Raw genomic sequence first — 20,801 nt, 5'->3', positions numbered from 1 at the left:
AGCGTATTACGAAAGATACAGCAGAAAACAATGAAAATGATTTAAATAAAATAGTATAGATTTAAACTTATCTAATAATAGTAATAGTAATTAGGCAAGCAATTCTATATAACCCTTGCAAACAAAGGCTTTAAAGCCATTTTATGGATACACGCCATTATCGAACCAAATGTATCCGGATTTGTACCCGATTTTCCGCTTGATTTGAGGTAATTTCAGTTGAGTAGTGAAACAAGCTGAAAGGCTTATTTGAAAAGGCTTTAGGCATAAAAAAACCTGCTAGAAGCAGGTCTTAGAATTTGGTGATTGGTGCCCGGACGCGGAATCGAACCACGGACACGGGGATTTTCAATCCCCTGCTCTACCGACTGAGCTATCCGGGCAACAATGGATGCACATTAAACACGATTTACGATTATCAGTCAATCCCTTTTGTAAGATATTTTTAAAAACATGTATTGTTTGGTTGAAAATTAGCTAATCATCTTCATATTAATAGCAAGTTTTTACTAATCTGTTTTTATGCTTATAGGAATTGTTGTATGCGATTTATTGGTTTTATTATCTTTTTTGTTTACGTTTATTTTGAGATCAGTTTTTTTATAGTAGTTGCAAATTCAATCGGTGTTTTTCTTTCTTTAGTTTGTATTATTGCAACATCAATTCTTGGTTTTTCATTAGTTAAAACTCAGGGGGTAAAGAATTTTAGTATTATGAAGCAAAAGATAGCTAATAATCAAAATCCTAAAGATGAAATCATTAAAAGTGTCGCCTTGCTTTTTTCCGGTTTTTTACTACTTATTCCAGGGTTTTTGACCGATATTTTAGGTGCTGTGCTATTAATTCCTAATGTTCAAGAGCATATTGTGAGGTTTCTTGTTCGAAAAATGCCAATTAAATCAAGATTTGTATCATCACAAACATTTGACCAGAATAATGATATTATTGAAGGTGAGTTTAAACACAAAGATGACGAATAATCAATCAATTAAACTTTTTTTTATTTTATCCTCTTGAAGATTTTAAAATAACCCCCATGTAAAGTAAACTATATTATAAAATCGTAATTTTATGATTTATTTTTAATAATTATCTATTTAAAAATTAGTGCTAGGAGATAACTAATGAAAATTCGTCCATTGCATGATCGTGTGATCATTAAACGCAAAGAAGTAGAATCAAAATCAGCTGGCGGTATTGTGTTAACTGGTTCGGCTGCAGGTAAATCAACTCGTGGTGAAGTTTTAGCTGTAGGTAATGGTCGCATTTTAGAAAATGGCCAAGTTCAACCATTAGATGTTAAAGTTGGTGATATCGTGATTTTTAATGAAGGATATGGCGTTAAAACAGAAAAAATCGATAATGAAGAAGTGCTTATCTTATCAGAAAGCGATATTTTAGCCATTGTTCAAGCATAATTAGTAAATAGTTTAACTTATATACAGAATTTAGGAGAAAGACGAAAATGGCAGCTAAAGATGTAAAATTTGGTAATGACGCTCGTGTTAAAATGCTTCAAGGCGTTAATGTGTTAGCTGATGCAGTTAAAGTGACTTTAGGTCCAAAAGGTCGTAATGTAGTATTAGATAAATCATTTGGTGCACCAACCATTACTAAAGATGGTGTTTCTGTTGCTCGTGAAATCGAATTAGAAGATAAATTCGAAAACATGGGTGCACAAATGGTTAAAGAAGTTGCATCTAAAGCAAATGATGCAGCAGGTGACGGTACAACTACTGCAACAGTACTTGCTCAAGCAATTGTTAACGAAGGTTTGAAAGCGGTTGCTGCTGGTATGAATCCAATGGATTTAAAGCGTGGTATTGATAAAGCAGTTATTGCTGCTGTTGAAGAGCTTAAAAAATTATCTTCTCCTTGCGCTGATTCTAAAGCTATCGCTCAAGTAGGTACTATTTCAGCTAACTCTGATGAAACAGTTGGTACTTTAATCGCTCAAGCAATGGAAAAAGTGGGTAAAGAAGGTGTTATCACTGTTGAAGATGGTACTGGTTTACAAGATGAACTTGATGTTGTTGAAGGTATGCAATTTGACCGTGGTTACTTATCTCCATATTTCATTAATAAACCAGAAACAGCAACAGTAGAATTAGATAATCCATATATTTTATTAGCTGATAAGAAAGTATCTAATATTCGTGAATTATTACCTGTGTTAGAAGCCGTTGCTAAAGCAGGCAAATCATTATTAATTATTGCTGAAGATGTTGAAGGTGAAGCGTTAGCAACATTAGTAGTTAACACTATGCGTGGTATCGTTAAAGTTGCTGCGGTTAAAGCACCTGGTTTTGGTGATCGTCGTAAAGCAATGTTACAAGATATTGCAATTTTAACTGCGGGTACTGTGATTTCAGAAGAAATTGGTTTAGAGCTTGAAAAAACAACACTTGAAGATTTAGGTCAAGCAAAACGAGTTGTTATCAATAAAGACAATACGACTATCATTGACGGTGTTGGTGAAGAGTCTTTAATTTCTGCTCGTGTTGAACAAATTCGTAAACAAATTGAAGAGTCAACTTCTGATTACGATAAAGAAAAACTTCAAGAACGCGTTGCTAAACTTGCTGGTGGTGTTGCTGTTATTAAAGTTGGTGCGGCAACTGAAGTTGAAATGAAAGAGAAAAAAGCACGCGTTGAAGATGCGTTACACGCAACTCGTGCAGCGGTTGAAGAAGGTGTTGTTGCTGGTGGTGGTGTTGCTTTAGTTCGTGCAGCATCAGCAATTTTAGACCTTAAGGGCGCTAACGAAGATCAGAACGTAGGTATTAAAGTTGCACTACGTGCTATGGAAGCTCCATTACGTCAAATCGTTACTAACTGTGGTGAAGAAGCGTCAGTTGTAGTTAACGCAGTTAAAGGCGGTAAAGGTAACTATGGTTATAATGCTGCTACTGAAGAATATGGCGATATGATTGCAATGGGTATTTTAGATCCAACTAAAGTAACTCGTAGCGCATTACAATATGCTGCGTCTGTTGCTGGTCTTATGATTACAACTGAATGTATGGTAACTGACCTACCTAAAGATGATAAAGCTGATTTAGGTGCTGCTGGTGGTATGGGCGGCATGGGTGGTATGGGCGGAATGATGTAATTCTACCGTTAATACAACAGATACATTTCAATATAAACCACTCGTTATGCGAGTGGTTTTTTTATAAATTCCTTTCTTTTATTTTGTATCTATTTGTTATTTTCAAGTATTAATGGCTGTTTTTACTTGAAAAAATAAAATGTTAAATAGATAATAAAATTATGAAAAAAGTAACTTATTTTTGGGTAAAAGTAAATTACTCTTACAAACCTTATCCCTTTTATTGAAAAATAGGATTAAAAATCGGTAACTAGTAAATATAGAAATAATAAGGAAAGAAATAATGAGTGTATCTTCAAGAAAAAAAGTAGCTAGTATAGAACAAAATGATTACGCGGTTAGACAACGACAAAAAACTGCTAAAGTAGAAAGTCCACTAGATAACATTAAAGAAAATACCTTTTTTAAAGTGATTTTTTCAGATAGTCTTTCACTTGAGCAAAAAGTAGAAGAAGTCACTCATATTTTAGAATTCACGGATAATAAAGAAGCTGATCGTGCTAAAATTCAGGAATTTGATACCTTTAAAGAATATTTGCAATCCATTTCAGAAGAGATGTCTAAGCAACGTATCGAAATGACCGATACCGAAGTGTTTGCTGAGTTACAAAGAGTTTATGCGGATTTTAATAATGATCTTAATGACTTTATTGAAAAAATCAAACCTCTTACCGAACTTACCGATGCACTGTATAACTTACGCCAAAATGGTGAAACTCGCAATGCTTTAGCTCAAATCAAAGCCGATCAAGAATGGGATGAAGAAAAAGCGGCACAAAAAATCAATGTTCAAAGCGAAATTACCAATATAGAAAAACAAATATCTGACTCACAAAAAGAAATAGTGTTATTGCAGCAGGATAAAAAATTCTTTGGTCTTGGACAAATTAAAGCGGCATCAAAAGAAAAAATTGATATTAATGAAGAAAAAATAGCCAAGTTAAGAGATCAAATACAAAATAAACATAAAGAGTTAAATGATATCCAAACAGAAATTACTCAGCGCCATGAGCAACGTACCGAATCAATGGATGTTGAAAAATTAAAAGAGTTACTGAATTTAACCTCAGAACAGCATACATTGCGTCAGGCCGATATGGTTGAATCAGCGTTAAAATTTGTTAATCAAGGTAAAGAGCGTTTTGGTGCGATTCGTAATCACCTTGAGAAAATGGTTAAACAAATTGAAGGACTTAGCGACAATAATGGCAATATGATACAAATTTATGCCATTATGAATGAAGCCACTAAAAAAGTTGAAAAAGTACATCGGGAACGTAGAGAGGAACTTGAAAATAAAGATGTTGGCGATAATCTATTAGAGTCAATGAAGCTTGATGAAGCAAGACGTAATTTAGATGAACATATTGACACAGTGTCAACTGCAACAGTTGATACCATGCAAACTTATGGTGAATTAACAACTGAAGCCATCAAAATTCGCAATATGCAAGCAGCAACCAAAAAACAAGTTGAAAGCGCAAGAGCAATGCATTCACGAGGTATTGCATCTGTAGCCTCTCAACTTAGTGTTGTGGTAACAGCTGTTAATTCCGCTGCAATTAATGAAGCACAATCAATGGCGAGTAATACTTTAGCCGAAATGACACGAGTCACAAACGATATTGCAAAAAATGAAGCAATACGAATTGCAACTGGGCGTGATGAAATTAATAATGATTTAGAAGCTATGTTACAAAACTTAGCAGAATTTGGTGATACCCAAAGAGAGGCGACTGAAATTACTCGCTCAGCACTAGAAACAATGCGTGCGAATTTAGATGAAATTGAAAAAATGTCTAAAGACGTTCAAAACGATACGCGTGAATTTATTGCGGTGACAGGTGATGTTTTATCAGAAAAATCTGAAACCAAAAATGGAAGCACTAGTGGCACAACGTCCCCCTTTAAACTGTAATAAAGGAATGCATAATGTTATTAGTTAGAGGGCGTGAATATTTAGCGCAGTATCCTAATTTTACTTTAGTTGGCAGGGAGCATGATTTAGAACGAATATCGTCTATTCTTATTCGAAAATCATCCAACTCACTTTTATTAACAGGACCTGCAGGGGTAGGTGTTTCAATGCTTACCCTTGGTTTACAAGCTATTAAAAGTAGCCCCGATACACCGTTTGATTTGATTGTAAAAAAGCTATTTTGGTTGAATTGTGATGCACTATTTTCGAGTGGTGACAGCGCTAAGATTAATAATGAGTTTCAAAGTATCTTAAAAAAGTTAAAGCAAACGCCTGAATCTGTGCTAATTATTACCGATACGGCTAATTTTTTAGAGGGAGCACATAATACAGGTAATGCTCATTTTATCAATGCGTTAAATAACGCCGATAAATCAAGTAATTTTCAAGTTATTTTAGAAGTGCGAGACGATAAGCTTAGTAGTGTATTAAAAGCTAGTACCAAAATGCCAGAACTTTACACACTTTACGATGTTAAAGAACCGGTGGGAGATGATTTGAAAGCGATTGTCTCAGTGGTAGCAAAAGACCTTTCTGAACATCATAAAATTCAAATTACTGAAGATGCTATTGATGAAGCTATACACTTAACCAGTAAGTATCGTGATAGTTTAGGTTTGGGAGGAGCACAACCTCAAAGAGCAATTTCATTGCTAGATCGCGCACTGGCTAGTTACCGACAACTTACGCATAAACAGCATCCTAAAATTGTTGAATTAATGGATAAGATTGCAAAAAGTACTAATGAAGTGGAACAACAAGATTTGCAACAACAACTTGAGCAATGGCAAAAAGATTGGCAAGAATTAAAGTCAGAAATTAATAAAACTTATCAATATCAACGTGATGCTGAAACATTACGTTTCCAATTGCAAGATGAAATCACTCAATTGCAAGAAGAAGAGGATAACAGCAATAATTCACAACCAACTACCATAAAGACATTTGCTCAATTTACTGCTGGTGGATTTGATTCGCCAGCAGTGGCTAAATTAAAAGAAAAGATTCGACAAATCGATACAGAAATTGCTCAGAATAACAATCAACATCAAAAATTGGTGATGTTAGCCAATAAAGATTTGAGGCTTAATCGTCAAGAGGTGATTACTGAATTTAGTAAAGTTTCAGGAATTCCTGCAAATAAACTCGATGAAAATGAAGTTGAAAATTTGATTAATTTGGAAGCAAATTTATTATCACGAATCTTTGGTCAAGATAGTATTGTTAAACATGTTGCTAATTCAGTAAAAGTTGCTAAAGTCGATGAACTAGAAGAATCAGGTCCTGCGATGTCCTACTTGTTTTTAGGGCCATCAGGGGTGGGTAAAACCGAAATGGCTAAAGCATTAGCGAAGTATGTCTATGGTGATGAAAAGTCATTAGTTCGTTTTGATATGTCTGAATACATGGAAAAACACGCTGTCGCTAAATTGATTGGTGCACCACCAGGATATGAAGGATTTGAAGCTGGCGGTATATTAACTAACTCAGTTAGAGCAAAACCCGTTGGTATCTATCTATTTGATGAGATAGAAAAGGCTCATCCTGATGTATTTAATATCTTTTTGCAGATTTTGTCAGATGGTCGGTTAACCGATAATGTTGGTCGAACAGTCGATTTTTCGGATATTATGATTATTATGACTTCAAATATCGGACAACCTTACTATTTAGATCCTAACCTTACAGATGAAGAAGCTCGTGGATTGGCGACAAATGAACTCAATAATACTTATCGTTCGGAATTACTTAATCGGTTTAATGGTCGTGAAAATATTCTCCATTTTAAACGTTTGCCTATGGAAGTAATTGAGCAGATTATTTGTCGCGAAATTAATAAGTTGAATCAAGCATATCAGCATCGAGGTTTTACTATAGAAATATCTGATTCTAGTATAAGTGCATTTTGCCATGATCATTACGATTTAATTCGTGGTGCTAGGGGATTACCTGGTTATATTAAAACGAATATTAGGCCATTTATCGTAAATCATATTTTACAAAACCCTAATGATAAAGGTATATTCAGTGCAGTTTATAATCAACAAACCCATAGCTTTGATATGACATTTTGTAAAATTTAAAAAAGTATGAAATAGATTTTTTTATAAACTGTTACCAATAAGGTAACAGTTTATTTCTAAATTAGTATGGTTTACTTTAATTTTATCTTTTAACTAGTTGAAAAATTATAATACTTTTTAAGATAAAAGGTGTCATTAGATAAAGAGAGAAAAAGGCTAATTAATTAGATGTTGATAAAGAGTGATTACACCGATCGAAATAAGCACTATCCCACCCAAAAACTCAGCCCGTTTACCAATTAAACAGCCCATTTTTTTCCCTAGCAATAATCCAATCGTCACCATAATACACGTTGCTATCCCAATCATTCCTGCTGCAAAATAAATATTAACACTTGCTAATGCTAACCCTACGCCGACAGCAAATGCGTCGATACTGGTTGATATTGCCGTAAAAATTAACATCAAAAACGATTTTTTAGATGATATACTTTTATCATCTTGGCAATCATCTGGCTTTTTAAAGCTGTTATAGATCATGTTAGTACCTAAAAATAGCATAACAGCAAAAACAACCCAATGATCCCATTGCTCAACATATTGAAGTGCGATATAACCAACTAGCCAACCAAGTAATGGCGTAATAGCCTCGACAATACCAAATAAGATACCAACTTTTAAAGCACCTAAAAACGGCATTGATTTAAGTGATATTCCCCGACATACAGCGACAGCAAAGGCATCGGTTGACATAGCCAGTGCCAGTAATAAAATAGCAAAAAAACTCATGACATATACTCTTGCTTTAAATTATTGTGATTATTTATTTTTTATTATAGAAAATAAATAATTTGCGATTTTTATATCGCCTTTATTTTGATAAAGTTCAGCTGTTTTTTTTACATTTTCTCGACGGTTTGCATCGTATTGAAAAAGTTGCTTAAACATCAAATCAGCTGTTTTTCGATCATTGTTTTGGATTGCACAATAGCCATACTGTTCATAAGCATCGGCTTTCCAACGGTGGCGATCTAAATCAAGACTTTGTTGAAATTGTTTTTTAGCCTCTTGATAACGCTCTCGTCCGCATAAAAAAGATCCATAATGAACATGATATAATCCGTTACCTGGTTGCATTAGTGTAATGCGTTCGTAAATCATTTCGGCTTCGTTATATTCACCCACATGTTGATCAAACATAGCCATCGCCAACATGACTTGAGGATTGTTTGGTGAGTATTGCGCTGCTAATTTTAGATTATAATGTGCTGCTTTAACGTTTTCTTCTGATTCATTTGCTTTAGCAAGATAACCCAACCCAAGTCGCATTCTTGCTAAAGCGGCTTTTTCTGGGTCAAATTCATCACTATTTTTCATTTGACAGCCCGATAGTATGATTATCAAAAAACAGCTAAATATAATTAACAGTTTTTTCATTTATCCTTCCTTTTTTCTTTATACAAATGTAGTCTTATGTAGTTTGTTGGATAATGTTTTGTTTTTTATAAAGTGTTCTTTTTGTACGATCAACAACCTCACCAGCTAATTGACCGCATGCGGCATCGATATCATCTCCACGTGTTTTACGGACAATGACTGTAAATCCATATCCCATTAATGTTTTCATAAAACGATCAATACGAGTATTTGAACAACGTGAATAAGGTGCGCCAGGAAACGGGTTCCAAGGAATTAAATTAATTTTACTAGGTACATTTTTTAGAAATGTAGCAAGTTCATGAGCATGCTCAACGCTATCGTTAATTTGATTAAGTAGTACATATTCAATCGTTACCTTACCGTGATTTGCATTTGAAGTAGAAAGATAACGCAAAATAGAATCACGTAACATTGCCATGTTATATTTTTGATTTATTGGCATAATTTCACTACGAATCTTATCATTTGGTGCATGAAGTGAGATAGCTAATGCAACATCAATCATACCTGCCAATTTATCCAAAGCTGGAACAACACCAGATGTAGAAAGGGTTACTCGCCTTTTGGATAAACCATAGCCAAAATCATCTAACATAATTTCCATGGCGGGGGCAACATTAGATAGATTGAGTAATGGTTCACCCATTCCCATCATAACTACATTGGTAATAGGTCTATCGGCTAATTTTCCCGTTACACCAATCGCATTTGATGCACGCCATACTTGACCAATAATTTCAGAGACCGTTAAATTTCGATTAAACCCTTGTTGAGCTGTTGAGCAAAATTTACACTCTAATGCACAACCTACTTGTGACGAAACACACAACGTTGCTCGATCTCGCTCTGGTATATAAACAGACTCGATCATCTGGTTATTACCCACATCAAGAGCCCATTTTATTGTGCCGTCAGATGAACGTTGTTCTATGGCAATTTTTGGGGCTTTAATTTCTGTCAAAGTTTTTAATTGTTCTCGTAGTTTTTTGTTGATATCGGTCATTTGATCGAAATCATCTATTCCAAAGTGATAAATCCATTTCATCACTTGATCGGCTCTAAATGGTTTTTCGCCTAGTGAAATAAAAAATTCTCTTAATTGCTTGCGCGTAAAATTGAGTAAATTTATTTTTTCGTTACTTGGATTCATTGTTGTTAGGTTCATTGTGTTTGGAGAGTCTGAACAAGCAGACATGTTGGATGTACATGATGTTGACATAAGGCCTCGTTTTTACACATTATGGCTATTTCAATTTTTAGGGAAAAGATTATACTGGTTTTTACCTTATCTTGCTATTAAAGAATCGATGTAATATTTAAGATGAAAATAATACCAACAAAATTAAATATATTTTTTATTTTAATTCAGACAGTAACATTACTTTTCTATTCGAGTTTTACTATGGCACAAACAATTCCATTAAATAAACTAACCGGGCAATTTGATGAAAAAAAGGACAGTGATTTTGTTGCATTGGACTCGACCGAATTACTTGTTAATAAAAAAGGAATGTACCTGCAAAGAGAAGCAACTGAGCAGTTAATAAAGGCTTTTAAAGACTTTAGAAGTACGCATCCAAATATTCCTTTTATAGTGGTAAGTGCAACGCGTAATTACACTTACCAAAATGGAATTTGGCAACGAAAATGGGATACTTTATCAGCTAAATTCAACGATCCCCAAAAAATTGCCGAGGAAATTTTAAAATATTCATCAATGCCTGGTACATCAAGGCATCATTGGGGGACTGATGTTGATATTACTAGCGTTTCTTCGGAATATTTTAGAAATGATAAAAAAGGAATTATTCTTTATAAATGGCTTCAAGAGAATCTACCAAAATATGGTTTTTGCCAAGCATTTAATAGTGGTAGAAAAGGCGGATACCAACTTGAAGAATGGCACTGGTCATATCAGCCCATTGCTAGCCAATATATTACGCAATATAAAGCCATATTAGAGAGTGATCCAAACGCTATCATGAAAACATTAAACTTTATTGGTCACGATAAAATCAGACTAGAAAGCTTAGTTAAAGAGTATGTATTAACTGTTAATAACGATTGTTACTAACTCTTATTAAAGCTTTCTCCAATAAGGTAAACATATTGTTACAATAAGTCCTCCACCATCACGATTTGTTGCTTGAATAGTACCGTTATGCATAATAACGGTCTTTCTTGCTATCGCAAGTCCTAATCCATAACCTTTACCCAATTGAGGAGACTGAATACGGACAAATGGTTCAAAGATACTGGATAATTTATTTTCTTCAACACCAGGACCACGATCTTTAACTTCAATTTGTAAATATTTACCTGTTTCTTTTAACGAAACGTCTACAGCTTGTCCAGATGTTGAAAAACGAATAGCATTACGAATAATGTTTTCAACTGCACGCCGAATTTGCTCTGAATTCCCTTTAACAATAGAATGAGTTATCGGTGATAAATTGAAATGTACATCAATTAACTGATGATTAGCTTCATAATTAGCATCATTTATCACCACGCTAATTAAGTCTTTTAAATCAAAATACTCATCGGTACGATTATTCATTTCTGCACGAGAATAATTTAGAATCTCTCCAATCAACTGATCTAACCGTTCTGATTCTAATTCAATTCTAGCTAAAGCTGTATCAATATTTTGTTTATTCTGTTGAGCAAGTCCAATTGCTAACTGCAAACGAGCTAGTGGAGTTCTAAGTTCATGAGAAACGTCATGAAGAAGGGATTGACGATCAGAGAGCAAAATATTGAGTTGTTCAACCATCATATCAAAATCTTTACCAAGCTCACTTAATTCGTCGCGACGAGGTTTTAATTTATTGAACAATCTAACAGAAAGATCACCTTGGGATACTCTAAAAAAACCTTGCCTTAATAGTCTCATTGGTCTGGTTAAGTTCCAAGCTAAAAAAAGGCTAAAAACAAGGCCAACACATATTCCAAGTAATACAATTGTCATTGGCATATTGAATAATGCTTTTGTATCATGATTATCCTTATCCTCTTTAAATGAAACTGAATAAAGCGTTCCGTCTGGCGCTGCGGCCATGCGTTGATAAGCATATGTTGGAGTTTCTAATTCATCGTTCAGAATATTGACTTGCTCATTAAATGGGGAAACTAATTTTATTGACAGTAAAGTTTTTTCTCGCTCAGGTAAGTGTGCTATAAAATTAAGTGTTTCATCTTCACCTGCCACATGTAATAACTGAGCAATCATATCGACTTTTGTCGGCATATGATTGAGGAATCTTTGATTTTTATTTCCTACATAAATAGAAAATGCAATCCAAGTTAACTGGAAGGTAAGATAAAAAATAACCCCAAATATAATAAGTATTTTCCAAAATAATCGACGATTCATATCAAGCCTATTAGGTCATTAACGGATACGGTAACCGACAGCTCGAATAGTCTCTATCGCTACATCATTTTGTGCAATTTGGTGTAGTTTTTGACGAATATTACTAATGTGCACATCGACACTCCGATCGTAAAGCTCACGAGCTCTACCTAATCCGACTTCAGATAGCTCTTCTTTCGTAACGACTCGTTCGTTATGTTTTACAAGTAATACTAACAAATTAAACTCGGTTGACGTTAAGTCAATAACTTGTCCATTCCAAGTACATAATCGTTGTGGTAAATCTAATGTTAAACCGTTAAAATGGTATTTTTTATCATCGACCGTTTCTACTGCACGTTCATCAAATCGGCGTAGAACAGCACGTAGTCTTGCTAATAATTCACGAGGATAACATGGTTTAGGGATATAATCGTCAGCACCTAATTCTAATCCTAAAACGCGATCGATATTATCGCCTTTAGCCGTTAGCATAATAACAGGCATATTACATTGTTGACGTATACTTTTAAGAACATCAATTCCATTAATATCAGGTAACATTACATCTAAAATTGCAGCACGATATTTTCCTGATAATGCTTCATTAATGCCATCTTTACCCAAATAAACACTTTTGATGTTAAAACCTTCATTAGTCAAATATTCGCTAAGCATTTGTGATAATTCGACATCATCATCAATTAATAAAATATTTATCATAATTGCCACCATAATTTAATTTAGGTCTTTACATTATTGCAATAATAAAAAAAAGTCAGGTATTTTTACTAAAATATTACATATTTTAAACTATTCCTGATTATTTAATTTACTATCTAAGTATATAAGGAAGTTTAAGATTAATTTTATGTTTTAGTATATATTTCCAATTTTTTTAAAAAAATTGCCACTATCAGCTTATTTTATTTTACAAAAAATGCCATTCAGTCTTGAACAAAAATAAACTAAAAATCTATATCATTTGAAAAATAGTCTTACTATCTAGCACTATTATTAATAGTATGGAGATAAAAAATAAAACAACAAGTAGCATGAAATTTAATATTTACAAAATTTGATTACAATTTAGCGTATTTCATTTATCAAATTTTATATCCTTAACGCTTTTTATGTAATCAATCAGTGTGTTTTTTTAAAATTGTGCTGGACAATATCATTTTTTATGCGTAATATTTCGTCCTGATTCTATGGTGGCTATAGCTCAGTTGGTAGAGCCCTGGATTGTGATTCCAGTTGTCGTGGGTTCGAATCCCATTAGCCACCCCATTTAGTAGAGAAAAAAATCTAACGGCGAGTAGCGCAGCTTGGTAGCGCAACTGGTTTGGGACCAGTGGGTCGGAGGTTCGAATCCTCTCTCGCCGACCATTACCACCTTTCAAAACCTTTTTTAACATCATTAAAAAATACTAAGTTATAGTAATTCATCGAGACTAAAAGGGCGTGTTTAGACGCTATAAGATCGCTTTTTTGTATATTTTAAAAATAAAGAAACAAAAAATGATGTAGAAGAAAAGTTAAAAATGCTATTAATTGTAGGATTTACTATTAATAATGTTTACATCTTTGTCATATATCCATATGTGCTAAATTAACAACCATTTGAATTTTATGATTAAGTTATTTATTTGAGTTCTTTTCAAGTTTTTTATTCTTTTTCTTTCTTGTTTCTTTATTGCTCTTCTGTGTTTTTTATTATGTTCTTTATTATTTAATCGTTTTGTATTTTGTTCATCTTCACAATTATACATTTGATTATTTTGAATAATAATAATAAATAAAACAATACTGACAAAACCTAAACACAATAATAGGATGAGTGAAAATCCCGGGAGCTCATTTAATACCTCTTTAAAAAAAGGAATAAAACATCCGGCAAAACATATAAAATAGACAACTTTTTTACTGTTTGTGCCAACACGCACGAAGAAGTATTCCAACGAACAAAAGTGTTAGACACATATAACCTGTTATAAATAAGTCGGCTAATAACCTGATCATTTGAAAAATAAAATAGATAAAATAAATCAACATATTAATATAATAAATAAAATTATTAAGAAAAAGTATTTGGTACAGATGATGATTCTTTTTTTGTTTGTTATTGTCGTTGTTTTGTCTTTCAATATATAACACCACTTTATTATTTGCTCCTATCTAGAAATAATTCTTATCTTACTTGTTTTATGGTGATATTTTGTTTTAATAGATAAAAATATTGCTTTATATAACCTCTAATTATTGGAAATAAATTATGAAAAATGTTGGTTTTGTCGGTTGGCGTGGAATGGTGGGCTCTGTGCTTATGCAACGTATGGTTGAAGAGCGTGATTTTGATTATATTAATCCTGTTTTCTTTTCTACTTCTCAAGCGGGTCAAGCAGCCCCAACTTTGGGTGGAAAAACAGGTATATTACAAAGCGCAGATAATATTGATGCTTTAAAGGCATTAGATATTATTGTCACTTGCCAAGGTGGTGATTATACCTCAGAGATTTATACAAAATTACGCGCAACAGGTTGGCAGGGGTATTGGATTGATGCAGCTTCAACGTTACGAATGGAAGATGATGCAATTATTGTTCTTGATCCTGTAAACAAAACTAACATTTATACAGCTTTAGATAGCGGTATTAAAACTTTTGTAGGTGGTAACTGTACGGTTAGCTTGATGTTAATGTCATTAGGTGGGTTATTTGCTGAAAATCTTATTGATTGGGTTTCTGTTTCGACTTATCAAGCGGCATCTGGTGGTGGTGCTCGCCATATGCGTGAACTATTAACGCAAATGGGTATGTTAAATGCCGAAGTAGCAAAAGAGCTACAAGATCCGCATTCCTCTATTTTGGATATTGAGCGTAAAGTGACACAAAAAATGCGTGATGGTAGTTTACCTACTGATAATTTCGGTGTGCCATTAGCAGGAAGTTTAATTCCTTGGATCGATAAAGCACTAGATAATGGACAAAGTAAAGAAGAATGGAAAGGGCAAGCCGAAACCAATAAAATTTTGGGAACAAGTCAGATTATTCCTGTTGATGGACTTTGTGTTCGTATTGGAGCTTTGCGTTGTCATAGTCAATCGTTTACGATTAAATTGAAAAAAGATATTAGTGTGCCAGAAATTGAAAAGCTTCTTGCTGCGCACAATGATTGGGTAAAAGTCGTTCCTAATGATCGCGAAATTTCAATGCGAGAATTGACCCCTGCAGCGGTTACTGGTACATTAACTACACCTGTTGGGCGTTTACGTAAATTAAATATGGGTAAAGACTATTTGTCTGCTTTTACTGTAGGTGACCAACTGTTATGGGGCGCTGCAGAGCCACTGCGTAGAATGTTACGCATTTTAGCTTAATTTGTAGTAGCTCAAACTTAATTAAAAAAGCCCGAATTATCGGGCTTTTTTATAGTTTACATATGATAAGGTATACTAACTATAGATTATCTTCAAGTAGTGCCATTAGTAGCGAACCATTAAATAAAGCTTGTTGTACTAATGCAAATGCGCCAATTGCTGATTTATCATCTAGCTGTGAGCAAGTGATGGTAAGATTTTTACGTAGCCCCTCTAAACTTTGTGCATTTAGAGCACTATTTACTGCATTTAATAGAATTTCGGGCGATTTGATGATTTCACCTGCTAATACAATTCGTTGTGGGTTGAAAATATTAACCATAATGGCAACTGCTCTGCCAAGGTTTTCGCCAGCATCTTTGACGAGTTTTATCGCTAGTTCATCACCTTGGTTTGCATATTGACAGATATGATTGATATTGCATTGCTCGGCAGTAAGTCTTGAAATATAACCTTGTTCAATCATCTGTTTAGCACGGTGTTCAATGGCTTTATTAACGACACGATTTTCTAAGCAGCCGAAGTTACCGCAATGGCAACGTTCACCTAATGCATCAACTTGAATATGTCCCACTTCACAAGCACTTTGATTATGATTTGTCAGTAATTGCTGATTAACAATAACACCAGAGCCTACTCCCCGATGAACACGAATTAATATAGAATCATCAACATTTTGAGTTGATCCAAAGTAACTTTCAGCTAATGCTAAGCTTTGAATATCATTCCCAACAAAAATAGAAACATTAAATTGTTTTTGTAGTACGTCAGCTAAAGCCCATTCTTTTACTTGAATATGTGGTGTATAACGGACAATACCATTAACTGAATCAATTAAGCCTGGTAAAACAATGGATATTGCTACTAAAGATTTTATTTTTTTACTATTTTCTTGAATAAAACCTTCAATTAATGCAATTAAGTAGTCTTGTACCTGTTGTTCAGTAAAGTTAGTAAGCGGGTATCTTTTTGATACCAAACATTTTGCCCCTAAATTAAATAGCTCAACTGTAATATGTGAACGGCTTAATTGTACTGCAATAGCTTGGTATTGCTTATATTTTGCTTCAATAGAGACTGCAGGTCGCCCCCCCGTTGATTGTTGTGCATCGACTTCTTTAATCAATTTCTTTTTAATCAGTTGACGGGTTATTTTGGTAATGCTTGCTGGCGCTAATTGACTGATTTCAGCTAATTGAATTCGAGAGAGTGGTGCTTGCTGAACAATCAAGCGATAAATCATTGCATAATTTAGTTGCTTGATTAATTCAGCATTACCCACTAAGTTCAGATAATTAAATGTCATATACTACTCAATATTTTTAACAATTATCTGATATTTTAGCGACTCATCTCTCCGTTAACAACTGTTTTAACGATCGAAAAATTACGATTAAAAATAACAAGATTTGCAATTTTTCCTTTACTAATACTACCAAGCTCTTTATCTACACCGATTGCTTTGGCAGGGTAAAGTGTTGCCATTCTTAACGCTTCGTCTAATGCAATACCAACATATTCAACTGCATTCTTTACGGCTTCAATCATGGTTAACGATGAACCACCCAATGTGCCATTTTCATCAACACAGCGACCATCTTTATAATAAATGGTTTTACCGGCAAATATACCTGACTCTAAATTAGAAGCGGCAAGTAACATCGCATCAGTAATTAAAATTAAGTGATCTTGTTTGATTTTATGACTATTGCGAATATTTGCCCAACTAACATGTTGACCATCAGCAATAATACCGACATAAACTTCTGGTTCATCATAAATTGCACCAACCACACCAGGCTCTCGCCCAGAAATATAAGGCATAGCATTAAATAAATGTGTTCCTAAACGAATACCATCATTAAACCCTCGACGGCAGTCATCATAATGACCATTGGAATGACCAACCGAAACGTGAATACCTGCGTTAACCAATTGCTTGATGAAATGGCTTTCAACTCTTTCTGGTGCTAAGGTAATGATTTTAATCACATCAGCATTTTCGCAAAGGAAATCAATCATTTTTTGTGACGGTTGTCGAATAATATTTTCATCATGAATTCCCTTTTTTTCAGGGCTGATATAAGGTCCTTCAAGATGCAAACCAAGAGCTTGATTAGGGTGCTTAGTTAAGTATTCACGCATCACGTTAACTGCCTTTATCATAAACTCATCAGTTGATGTAATTAATGTAGGCAAATAGCTAGTACAACCAGAAATAATATTTGTGGCTTGCATCGCCTCTAATGTTTCAACGCTCAGTGCATCAAGCGTTTCATTAAATTGTACACCACCACAACCATTAACTTGGATATCAATAAACCCAGGCGCAACAATGGCGCCTTGTAGATTTTCAATCTTGATATCTGTAGGTAATTCGTTTTGTTTACAGACTTTTGTAATTTTATCACCGTCAATAATAACAGCGTGGTTATCAAGGATTTCATAACCTGTATAAAAACGGCAATTTGTTAATGCATACATTGAATTATCCTTTATAAAACGGTCACTTTAAGATTATCAGCTTCCATTTGTTTAAAATATTTTAGTGTTTTCACTTTAAGATCATCAGTACTTGGTTCATCACAAACAATAATTGATGCAGGATGCATTTGTAGTGCAGTGACAGTCCAAAGGTGATTAATAGACCCTTCAACTCCAGCTTGTAATGCTAAACTTTTGTTATGACCACAAACTAATAAAATAACTTCCTGTGCATCCATTAAGGTTGCAACACCAATGGTTAACGCGTGTTTTGGTACTTGATTCACGTCATTATCAAAAAAGCGTGAATTAGCAATGCGTGTATCTTCAGTTAATGTCTTGATGCGTGTACGTGAACAAAGTGAAGATCCTGGTTCATTAAAAGCAATATGCCCATCTTGACCTACACCTCCAACAAAGATATTTATTTTACCGTAAGCTTTGATCTTTGCTTCATATTGACGGCACTCTTGATCAATATCTGGCGCATTACCATTTAATATATGGATATTGTTTTTATCAATATCAATATGATTGAAAAAATTTTCGTACATAAATGTGTGGTAGCTTTGCGGATGATTTTCTGGAATGCCAACATATTCATCCATATTAAAGGTTACAACATGCTTAAAGCTGACGTTACCAGCTTTATATTGTTTAATCAATTGTTGATACATAACTAATGGTGAACTACCTGTTGGTAGCCCCAATAAAAAAGGACGATCTGCAGTAGGCTTAAACTCATTAATTTTATTAACAATGCGTTGTGCAACCCAAGCACCGACTTCTTGTGCATTTTCTAAAGGAATAAGTCTCATGTGGTGTTACCTCTTATGATATAATTAAAAACTTTTTTCTTAAAATAAAATATGTTGGCTTTATTTTACTATATTAAACCAATTAATCAAAAAAAATAGTGATTTAAATCACAAAAAAAGAACTATTAATTTGCGAAGTAAAATAAATAATATAGAGTGAAATAATAAGACTTAATTATCATCGCTTAACGATGTAAAATTTCATTACTTTTTATTATAACCCCCTAATAACTATATGAGGTTAAACTTATGGGAATTTTAGCTTATATGCAACGTATCGGGCGTTCATTGATGGTGCCTGTAGCAGTTCTACCTGCTGCAGCAATACTACTGGGGATCGGGTATTGGATCGATCCTGATGGATGGGGGCAAAATAGTATTGTTGCTGCCTTTTTAATTAAATCGGGTGGGGCTATTATTGATAATATGCCAATTTTGTTTGCTATTGGTGTTGCTTATGGCATGTCTAAAGATAAAGATGGTGCTGCTGCACTTTCTGGTTTGGTTGGATTTTTAGTCGTAACCACCTTGCTTTCTCCAAACTCTATTGCATTATTTAATGGTATTGACACAAAAGCAGATGATTGGTTAAAGCATGTTCCAGCGGCATATGGTAAGATAAATAACCAATTTATTGGTATTCTTGTTGGTATTATTGCAGCCGAACTTTATAATCGCTTTAGTCAGGTTGAATTACATAAAGCGCTATCTTTCTTTAGTGGAAAAAGACTAGTACCTATTGTTGTCTCAGTTGTGATGCTGTTAGTTTCAGCTGTTTTATATTTTATTTGGCCAACGATTTATGATGCACTAGTTGCTTTTGGTAAATATATTAAAGAATTAGGATCAGTGGGGGCTGGCATTTATGGATTTTTTAACCGCTTACTTATTCCAGTTGGTTTACACCATGCTTTAAATTCTGTATTTTGGTTCGATGTGGCTGGAATTAACGATATTCCTAACTTCCTAGGCGGACAAAAATCAATTGAAGATGGTCTAGCAACAGTTGGAATCACTGGTCGCTACCAAGCTGGATTCTTCCCTGTCATGATGTTTGGTCTGCCTGGTGCAGCGCTAGCTATGTACCATACAGCTAAAAAAGGCAATAAAGATAAAACAGCTTCAATTATGTTAGCGGCTTCCTTTGCTGCATTCTTTACTGGTGTAACTGAACCACTTGAATTTGCTTTTATGTTTGTTGCACCTGTACTTTATGTTTTACATGCAGTTTTAGCAGGTATCTCACTTTATATTGCAGCTGCAATGCAATGGATAGCAGGATTTGGCTTTAGTGCTGGCTTAGTCGATATGTTACTTTCAAGTCGTAATCCGCTTGCTGTCCATTGGTATATGTTAATCCTTCAAGGTTTAGTATTCTTTGTGGTCTACTATGTAGTATTCCGTTTTGTAATTGTAAAATTCAACCTTAAAACGCCGGGTCGAGAAGATGAAGATACGACTGTTTCGTCAACTGAAAGTACCCAGAAAAAACAAGTAATTGGCGATACATCTAAACTTGCTGAACAATATCTAGTGGTTGTTGGTGGGAAAGGAAACTTAACTAACATTGACTCTTGTATTACTCGCTTGCGTTTAGGTGTAAATGATTCAGAATTGGTTGATGAGCAAGCTGCTAAAGCACTTGGCGCTATGGCTGTAATTAAACTCGGTAAAACAGGTGTACAAATTATTGTTGGTACTCAGGCTGAAAAAATTGCCGATGAGATGAAAAAACTTGTTTAGTCAATCAGTAAAATAAGAACCAAGTTAAATAAAACTAACACAATAATCCACTTTATTTAAATAAGCAAAAATAGAGTGGATTGTTTATTTGATTTAACTTTATAGATCTTTTGCTCTATTTATAAACGCTACAATATATATTTTGATAAAAAACTCTGGATTACACCATGAAGTGCAATTTGTCTTAACTCCTTCGAATAAAAGGAGGCAGGGCTTTTAAACTTATGCCGTTTTCTTGGGCGTGGGTTCAATAGATATTGTATTTTCTTTATCTGTTCGTCGTCAACGAATGAAATGGCCGATGACTTAGGTATAAACTGACATATTAAGCCGTTGATGTTTTCATTTATGCCTCTTTGCCCGCTTTTATAATACTCCGCGAAGTGTAACTATCCCCTAAAATAATACAGCAAAAAAGTAGAAAATTCTCTATGATAAAAGAAAAGGGGATTTAATTATGAAAAAAAT

At 34.1% G+C, this 20,801-nt stretch carries 17 protein-coding genes and 3 tRNA genes; 10 read left to right on the top strand and 10 right to left on the bottom strand.

Translation table 11 applies throughout. The features are described 5' to 3' along the window. Positions 1 to 307 precede the first annotated feature (307 nt). Positions 308 to 383, bottom strand: a tRNA-Phe gene (locus GQ589_RS10765). 159 nt (positions 384 to 542) lie between these two features. On the opposite strand from GQ589_RS10765, the gene GQ589_RS10760 reads away from it, so the two are divergent. The 5 genes from GQ589_RS10760 to GQ589_RS10740 all read left to right on the top strand — a co-directional run bounded on the left by GQ589_RS10760 (position 543) and on the right by GQ589_RS10740 (position 7,174). Next, positions 543 to 980 (top strand): FxsA family protein, encoded by a 438-nt coding sequence (locus GQ589_RS10760; protein ID WP_160426116.1) that lies wholly within the window; start codon positions 543 to 545, stop codon positions 978 to 980. A gap of 144 nt (positions 981 to 1,124) precedes the next feature. Next, entirely contained in the window at positions 1,125 to 1,418 is a 294-nt protein-coding gene (locus tag GQ589_RS10755) for a co-chaperone GroES (RefSeq protein ID WP_034915350.1), read from the top strand. Between the two features lie 47 nt (positions 1,419 to 1,465). Next, positions 1,466 to 3,112 carry a chaperonin GroEL gene (gene groL, locus GQ589_RS10750; RefSeq protein ID WP_160426114.1) on the top strand — a complete coding sequence of 549 codons (1,647 nt, stop codon included), beginning with the start codon at positions 1,466 to 1,468 and terminating at the stop codon, positions 3,110 to 3,112. Positions 3,113 to 3,395: 283 nt separating this feature from the next. Next, a complete protein-coding gene (locus tag GQ589_RS10745; protein WP_160426112.1) occupies positions 3,396 to 5,030 on the top strand; it encodes a hypothetical protein in 1,635 nt (544 codons plus the stop codon). A gap of 14 nt (positions 5,031 to 5,044) precedes the next feature. Continuing rightward, positions 5,045 to 7,174 (top strand): AAA family ATPase, encoded by a 2,130-nt coding sequence (locus GQ589_RS10740; RefSeq protein WP_160400658.1) that lies wholly within the window; start codon positions 5,045 to 5,047, stop codon positions 7,172 to 7,174. 156 nt (positions 7,175 to 7,330) lie between these two features. Here GQ589_RS10740 and GQ589_RS10735 read toward each other — a convergent pair whose 3' ends face one another. The 3 genes from GQ589_RS10735 to GQ589_RS10725 are packed head-to-tail and all read right to left on the bottom strand — an operon-like array spanning position 7,331 to position 9,749. Continuing rightward, entirely contained in the window at positions 7,331 to 7,903 is a 573-nt protein-coding gene (locus GQ589_RS10735) for a manganese efflux pump MntP family protein (protein ID WP_160400659.1), read from the bottom strand. A gap of 30 nt (positions 7,904 to 7,933) precedes the next feature. Next, positions 7,934 to 8,551 (bottom strand): hypothetical protein, encoded by a 618-nt coding sequence (locus GQ589_RS10730; RefSeq protein WP_160400660.1) that lies wholly within the window; start codon positions 8,549 to 8,551, stop codon positions 7,934 to 7,936. Positions 8,552 to 8,585: 34 nt separating this feature from the next. After that, the gene (locus GQ589_RS10725; RefSeq protein WP_160411814.1) at positions 8,586 to 9,749 is read right to left on the bottom strand and encodes a bifunctional tRNA (adenosine(37)-C2)-methyltransferase TrmG/ribosomal RNA large subunit methyltransferase RlmN; all 1,164 of its coding nucleotides are present in this window, start codon (positions 9,747 to 9,749) and stop codon (positions 8,586 to 8,588) included. 207 nt (positions 9,750 to 9,956) lie between these two features. On the opposite strand from GQ589_RS10725, the gene GQ589_RS10720 reads away from it, so the two are divergent. Beyond that, positions 9,957 to 10,628 (top strand): D-alanyl-D-alanine carboxypeptidase family protein, encoded by a 672-nt coding sequence (locus tag GQ589_RS10720; protein WP_160411751.1) that lies wholly within the window; start codon positions 9,957 to 9,959, stop codon positions 10,626 to 10,628. A gap of 6 nt (positions 10,629 to 10,634) precedes the next feature. Here GQ589_RS10720 and GQ589_RS10715 read toward each other — a convergent pair whose 3' ends face one another. Next, complete coding sequence (locus GQ589_RS10715; protein ID WP_160411750.1) at positions 10,635 to 11,930, bottom strand: ATP-binding protein; 1,296 nt, start codon at positions 11,928 to 11,930, stop codon at positions 10,635 to 10,637. A gap of 18 nt (positions 11,931 to 11,948) precedes the next feature. Then, complete coding sequence (locus GQ589_RS10710) at positions 11,949 to 12,629, bottom strand: response regulator transcription factor (protein WP_160411813.1); 681 nt, start codon at positions 12,627 to 12,629, stop codon at positions 11,949 to 11,951. Between the two features lie 494 nt (positions 12,630 to 13,123). Here GQ589_RS10710 and GQ589_RS10705 point away from each other — a divergent pair. Further along, positions 13,124 to 13,199, top strand: a tRNA-His gene (locus tag GQ589_RS10705). Between the two features lie 22 nt (positions 13,200 to 13,221). After that, a tRNA-Pro gene (locus tag GQ589_RS10700) sits at positions 13,222 to 13,298 on the top strand. Positions 13,299 to 13,516: 218 nt separating this feature from the next. Here GQ589_RS10700 and GQ589_RS10695 read toward each other — a convergent pair. Beyond that, positions 13,517 to 13,855 carry a hypothetical protein gene (locus GQ589_RS10695; protein ID WP_160426111.1) on the bottom strand — a complete coding sequence of 113 codons (339 nt, stop codon included), beginning with the start codon at positions 13,853 to 13,855 and terminating at the stop codon, positions 13,517 to 13,519. 329 nt (positions 13,856 to 14,184) lie between these two features. Here GQ589_RS10695 and asd point away from each other — a divergent pair, with 329 nt between their 5' ends. Beyond that, on the top strand, positions 14,185 to 15,288 hold the full coding sequence (gene asd / locus GQ589_RS10690; protein ID WP_160426109.1) for an aspartate-semialdehyde dehydrogenase: 1,104 nt from the start codon (positions 14,185 to 14,187) through the stop codon (positions 15,286 to 15,288). Positions 15,289 to 15,367: 79 nt separating this feature from the next. On the opposite strand, the gene GQ589_RS10685 is transcribed toward asd, so the two are convergent. From GQ589_RS10685 to nagB, 3 genes are read right to left on the bottom strand one after another with little or no spacing between them, the layout of a single operon-like run. Continuing rightward, positions 15,368 to 16,594: an ROK family protein gene (locus GQ589_RS10685; RefSeq protein ID WP_160426107.1), complete on the bottom strand. Its 1,227-nt coding sequence runs from the start codon at positions 16,592 to 16,594 to the stop codon at positions 15,368 to 15,370. Positions 16,595 to 16,629: 35 nt separating this feature from the next. Beyond that, entirely contained in the window at positions 16,630 to 17,772 is a 1,143-nt protein-coding gene (gene nagA / locus GQ589_RS10680; RefSeq protein ID WP_160426104.1) for an N-acetylglucosamine-6-phosphate deacetylase, read from the bottom strand. Positions 17,773 to 17,783: 11 nt separating this feature from the next. Continuing rightward, on the bottom strand, positions 17,784 to 18,590 hold the full coding sequence (gene nagB / locus GQ589_RS10675; RefSeq protein ID WP_160426103.1) for a glucosamine-6-phosphate deaminase: 807 nt from the start codon (positions 18,588 to 18,590) through the stop codon (positions 17,784 to 17,786). 249 nt (positions 18,591 to 18,839) lie between these two features. Between nagB and nagE the strand changes: the two genes are divergently transcribed. After that, positions 18,840 to 20,333 (top strand): N-acetylglucosamine-specific PTS transporter subunit IIBC, encoded by a 1,494-nt coding sequence (nagE, locus tag GQ589_RS10670; RefSeq protein ID WP_160426101.1) that lies wholly within the window; start codon positions 18,840 to 18,842, stop codon positions 20,331 to 20,333. Positions 20,334 to 20,801 lie beyond the last annotated feature (468 nt).

The sequence above is a fragment of the Gilliamella sp. Pas-s27 genome (genome assembly GCF_009795865.1).
In the GTDB taxonomy this organism is placed as follows: domain Bacteria; phylum Pseudomonadota; class Gammaproteobacteria; order Enterobacterales; family Orbaceae; genus Gilliamella.
The sequence above is the reverse complement of the archived record's forward strand: the minus strand, read 5'-3'. Positions and strand labels throughout refer to the sequence as shown.

Coding starts and splice junctions, on each gene's coding strand:
- nagE (WP_160426101.1), top strand. CDS start 18,840: ATGGGAATTTTAGCTTATATGCAACGTATCGGGCGTTCATTGATGGTG.
- asd (WP_160426109.1), top strand. CDS start 14,185: ATGAAAAATGTTGGTTTTGTCGGTTGGCGTGGAATGGTGGGCTCTGTG.
- groL (WP_160426114.1), top strand. CDS start 1,466: ATGGCAGCTAAAGATGTAAAATTTGGTAATGACGCTCGTGTTAAAATG.
- GQ589_RS10720 (WP_160411751.1), top strand. CDS start 9,957: ATGGCACAAACAATTCCATTAAATAAACTAACCGGGCAATTTGATGAA.
- nagA (WP_160426104.1), bottom strand. CDS start 17,772: ATGTATGCATTAACAAATTGCCGTTTTTATACAGGTTATGAAATCCTT.
- GQ589_RS10740 (WP_160400658.1), top strand. CDS start 5,045: ATGTTATTAGTTAGAGGGCGTGAATATTTAGCGCAGTATCCTAATTTT.
- GQ589_RS10730 (WP_160400660.1), bottom strand. CDS start 8,551: ATGAAAAAACTGTTAATTATATTTAGCTGTTTTTTGATAATCATACTA.
- GQ589_RS10755 (WP_034915350.1), top strand. CDS start 1,125: ATGAAAATTCGTCCATTGCATGATCGTGTGATCATTAAACGCAAAGAA.
- GQ589_RS10760 (WP_160426116.1), top strand. CDS start 543: ATGCGATTTATTGGTTTTATTATCTTTTTTGTTTACGTTTATTTTGAG.
- nagB (WP_160426103.1), bottom strand. CDS start 18,590: ATGAGACTTATTCCTTTAGAAAATGCACAAGAAGTCGGTGCTTGGGTT.
- GQ589_RS10725 (WP_160411814.1), bottom strand. CDS start 9,749: ATGTCTGCTTGTTCAGACTCTCCAAACACAATGAACCTAACAACAATG.
- GQ589_RS10735 (WP_160400659.1), bottom strand. CDS start 7,903: ATGAGTTTTTTTGCTATTTTATTACTGGCACTGGCTATGTCAACCGAT.
- GQ589_RS10715 (WP_160411750.1), bottom strand. CDS start 11,930: ATGAATCGTCGATTATTTTGGAAAATACTTATTATATTTGGGGTTATT.
- GQ589_RS10685 (WP_160426107.1), bottom strand. CDS start 16,594: ATGACATTTAATTATCTGAACTTAGTGGGTAATGCTGAATTAATCAAG.
- GQ589_RS10745 (WP_160426112.1), top strand. CDS start 3,396: ATGAGTGTATCTTCAAGAAAAAAAGTAGCTAGTATAGAACAAAATGAT.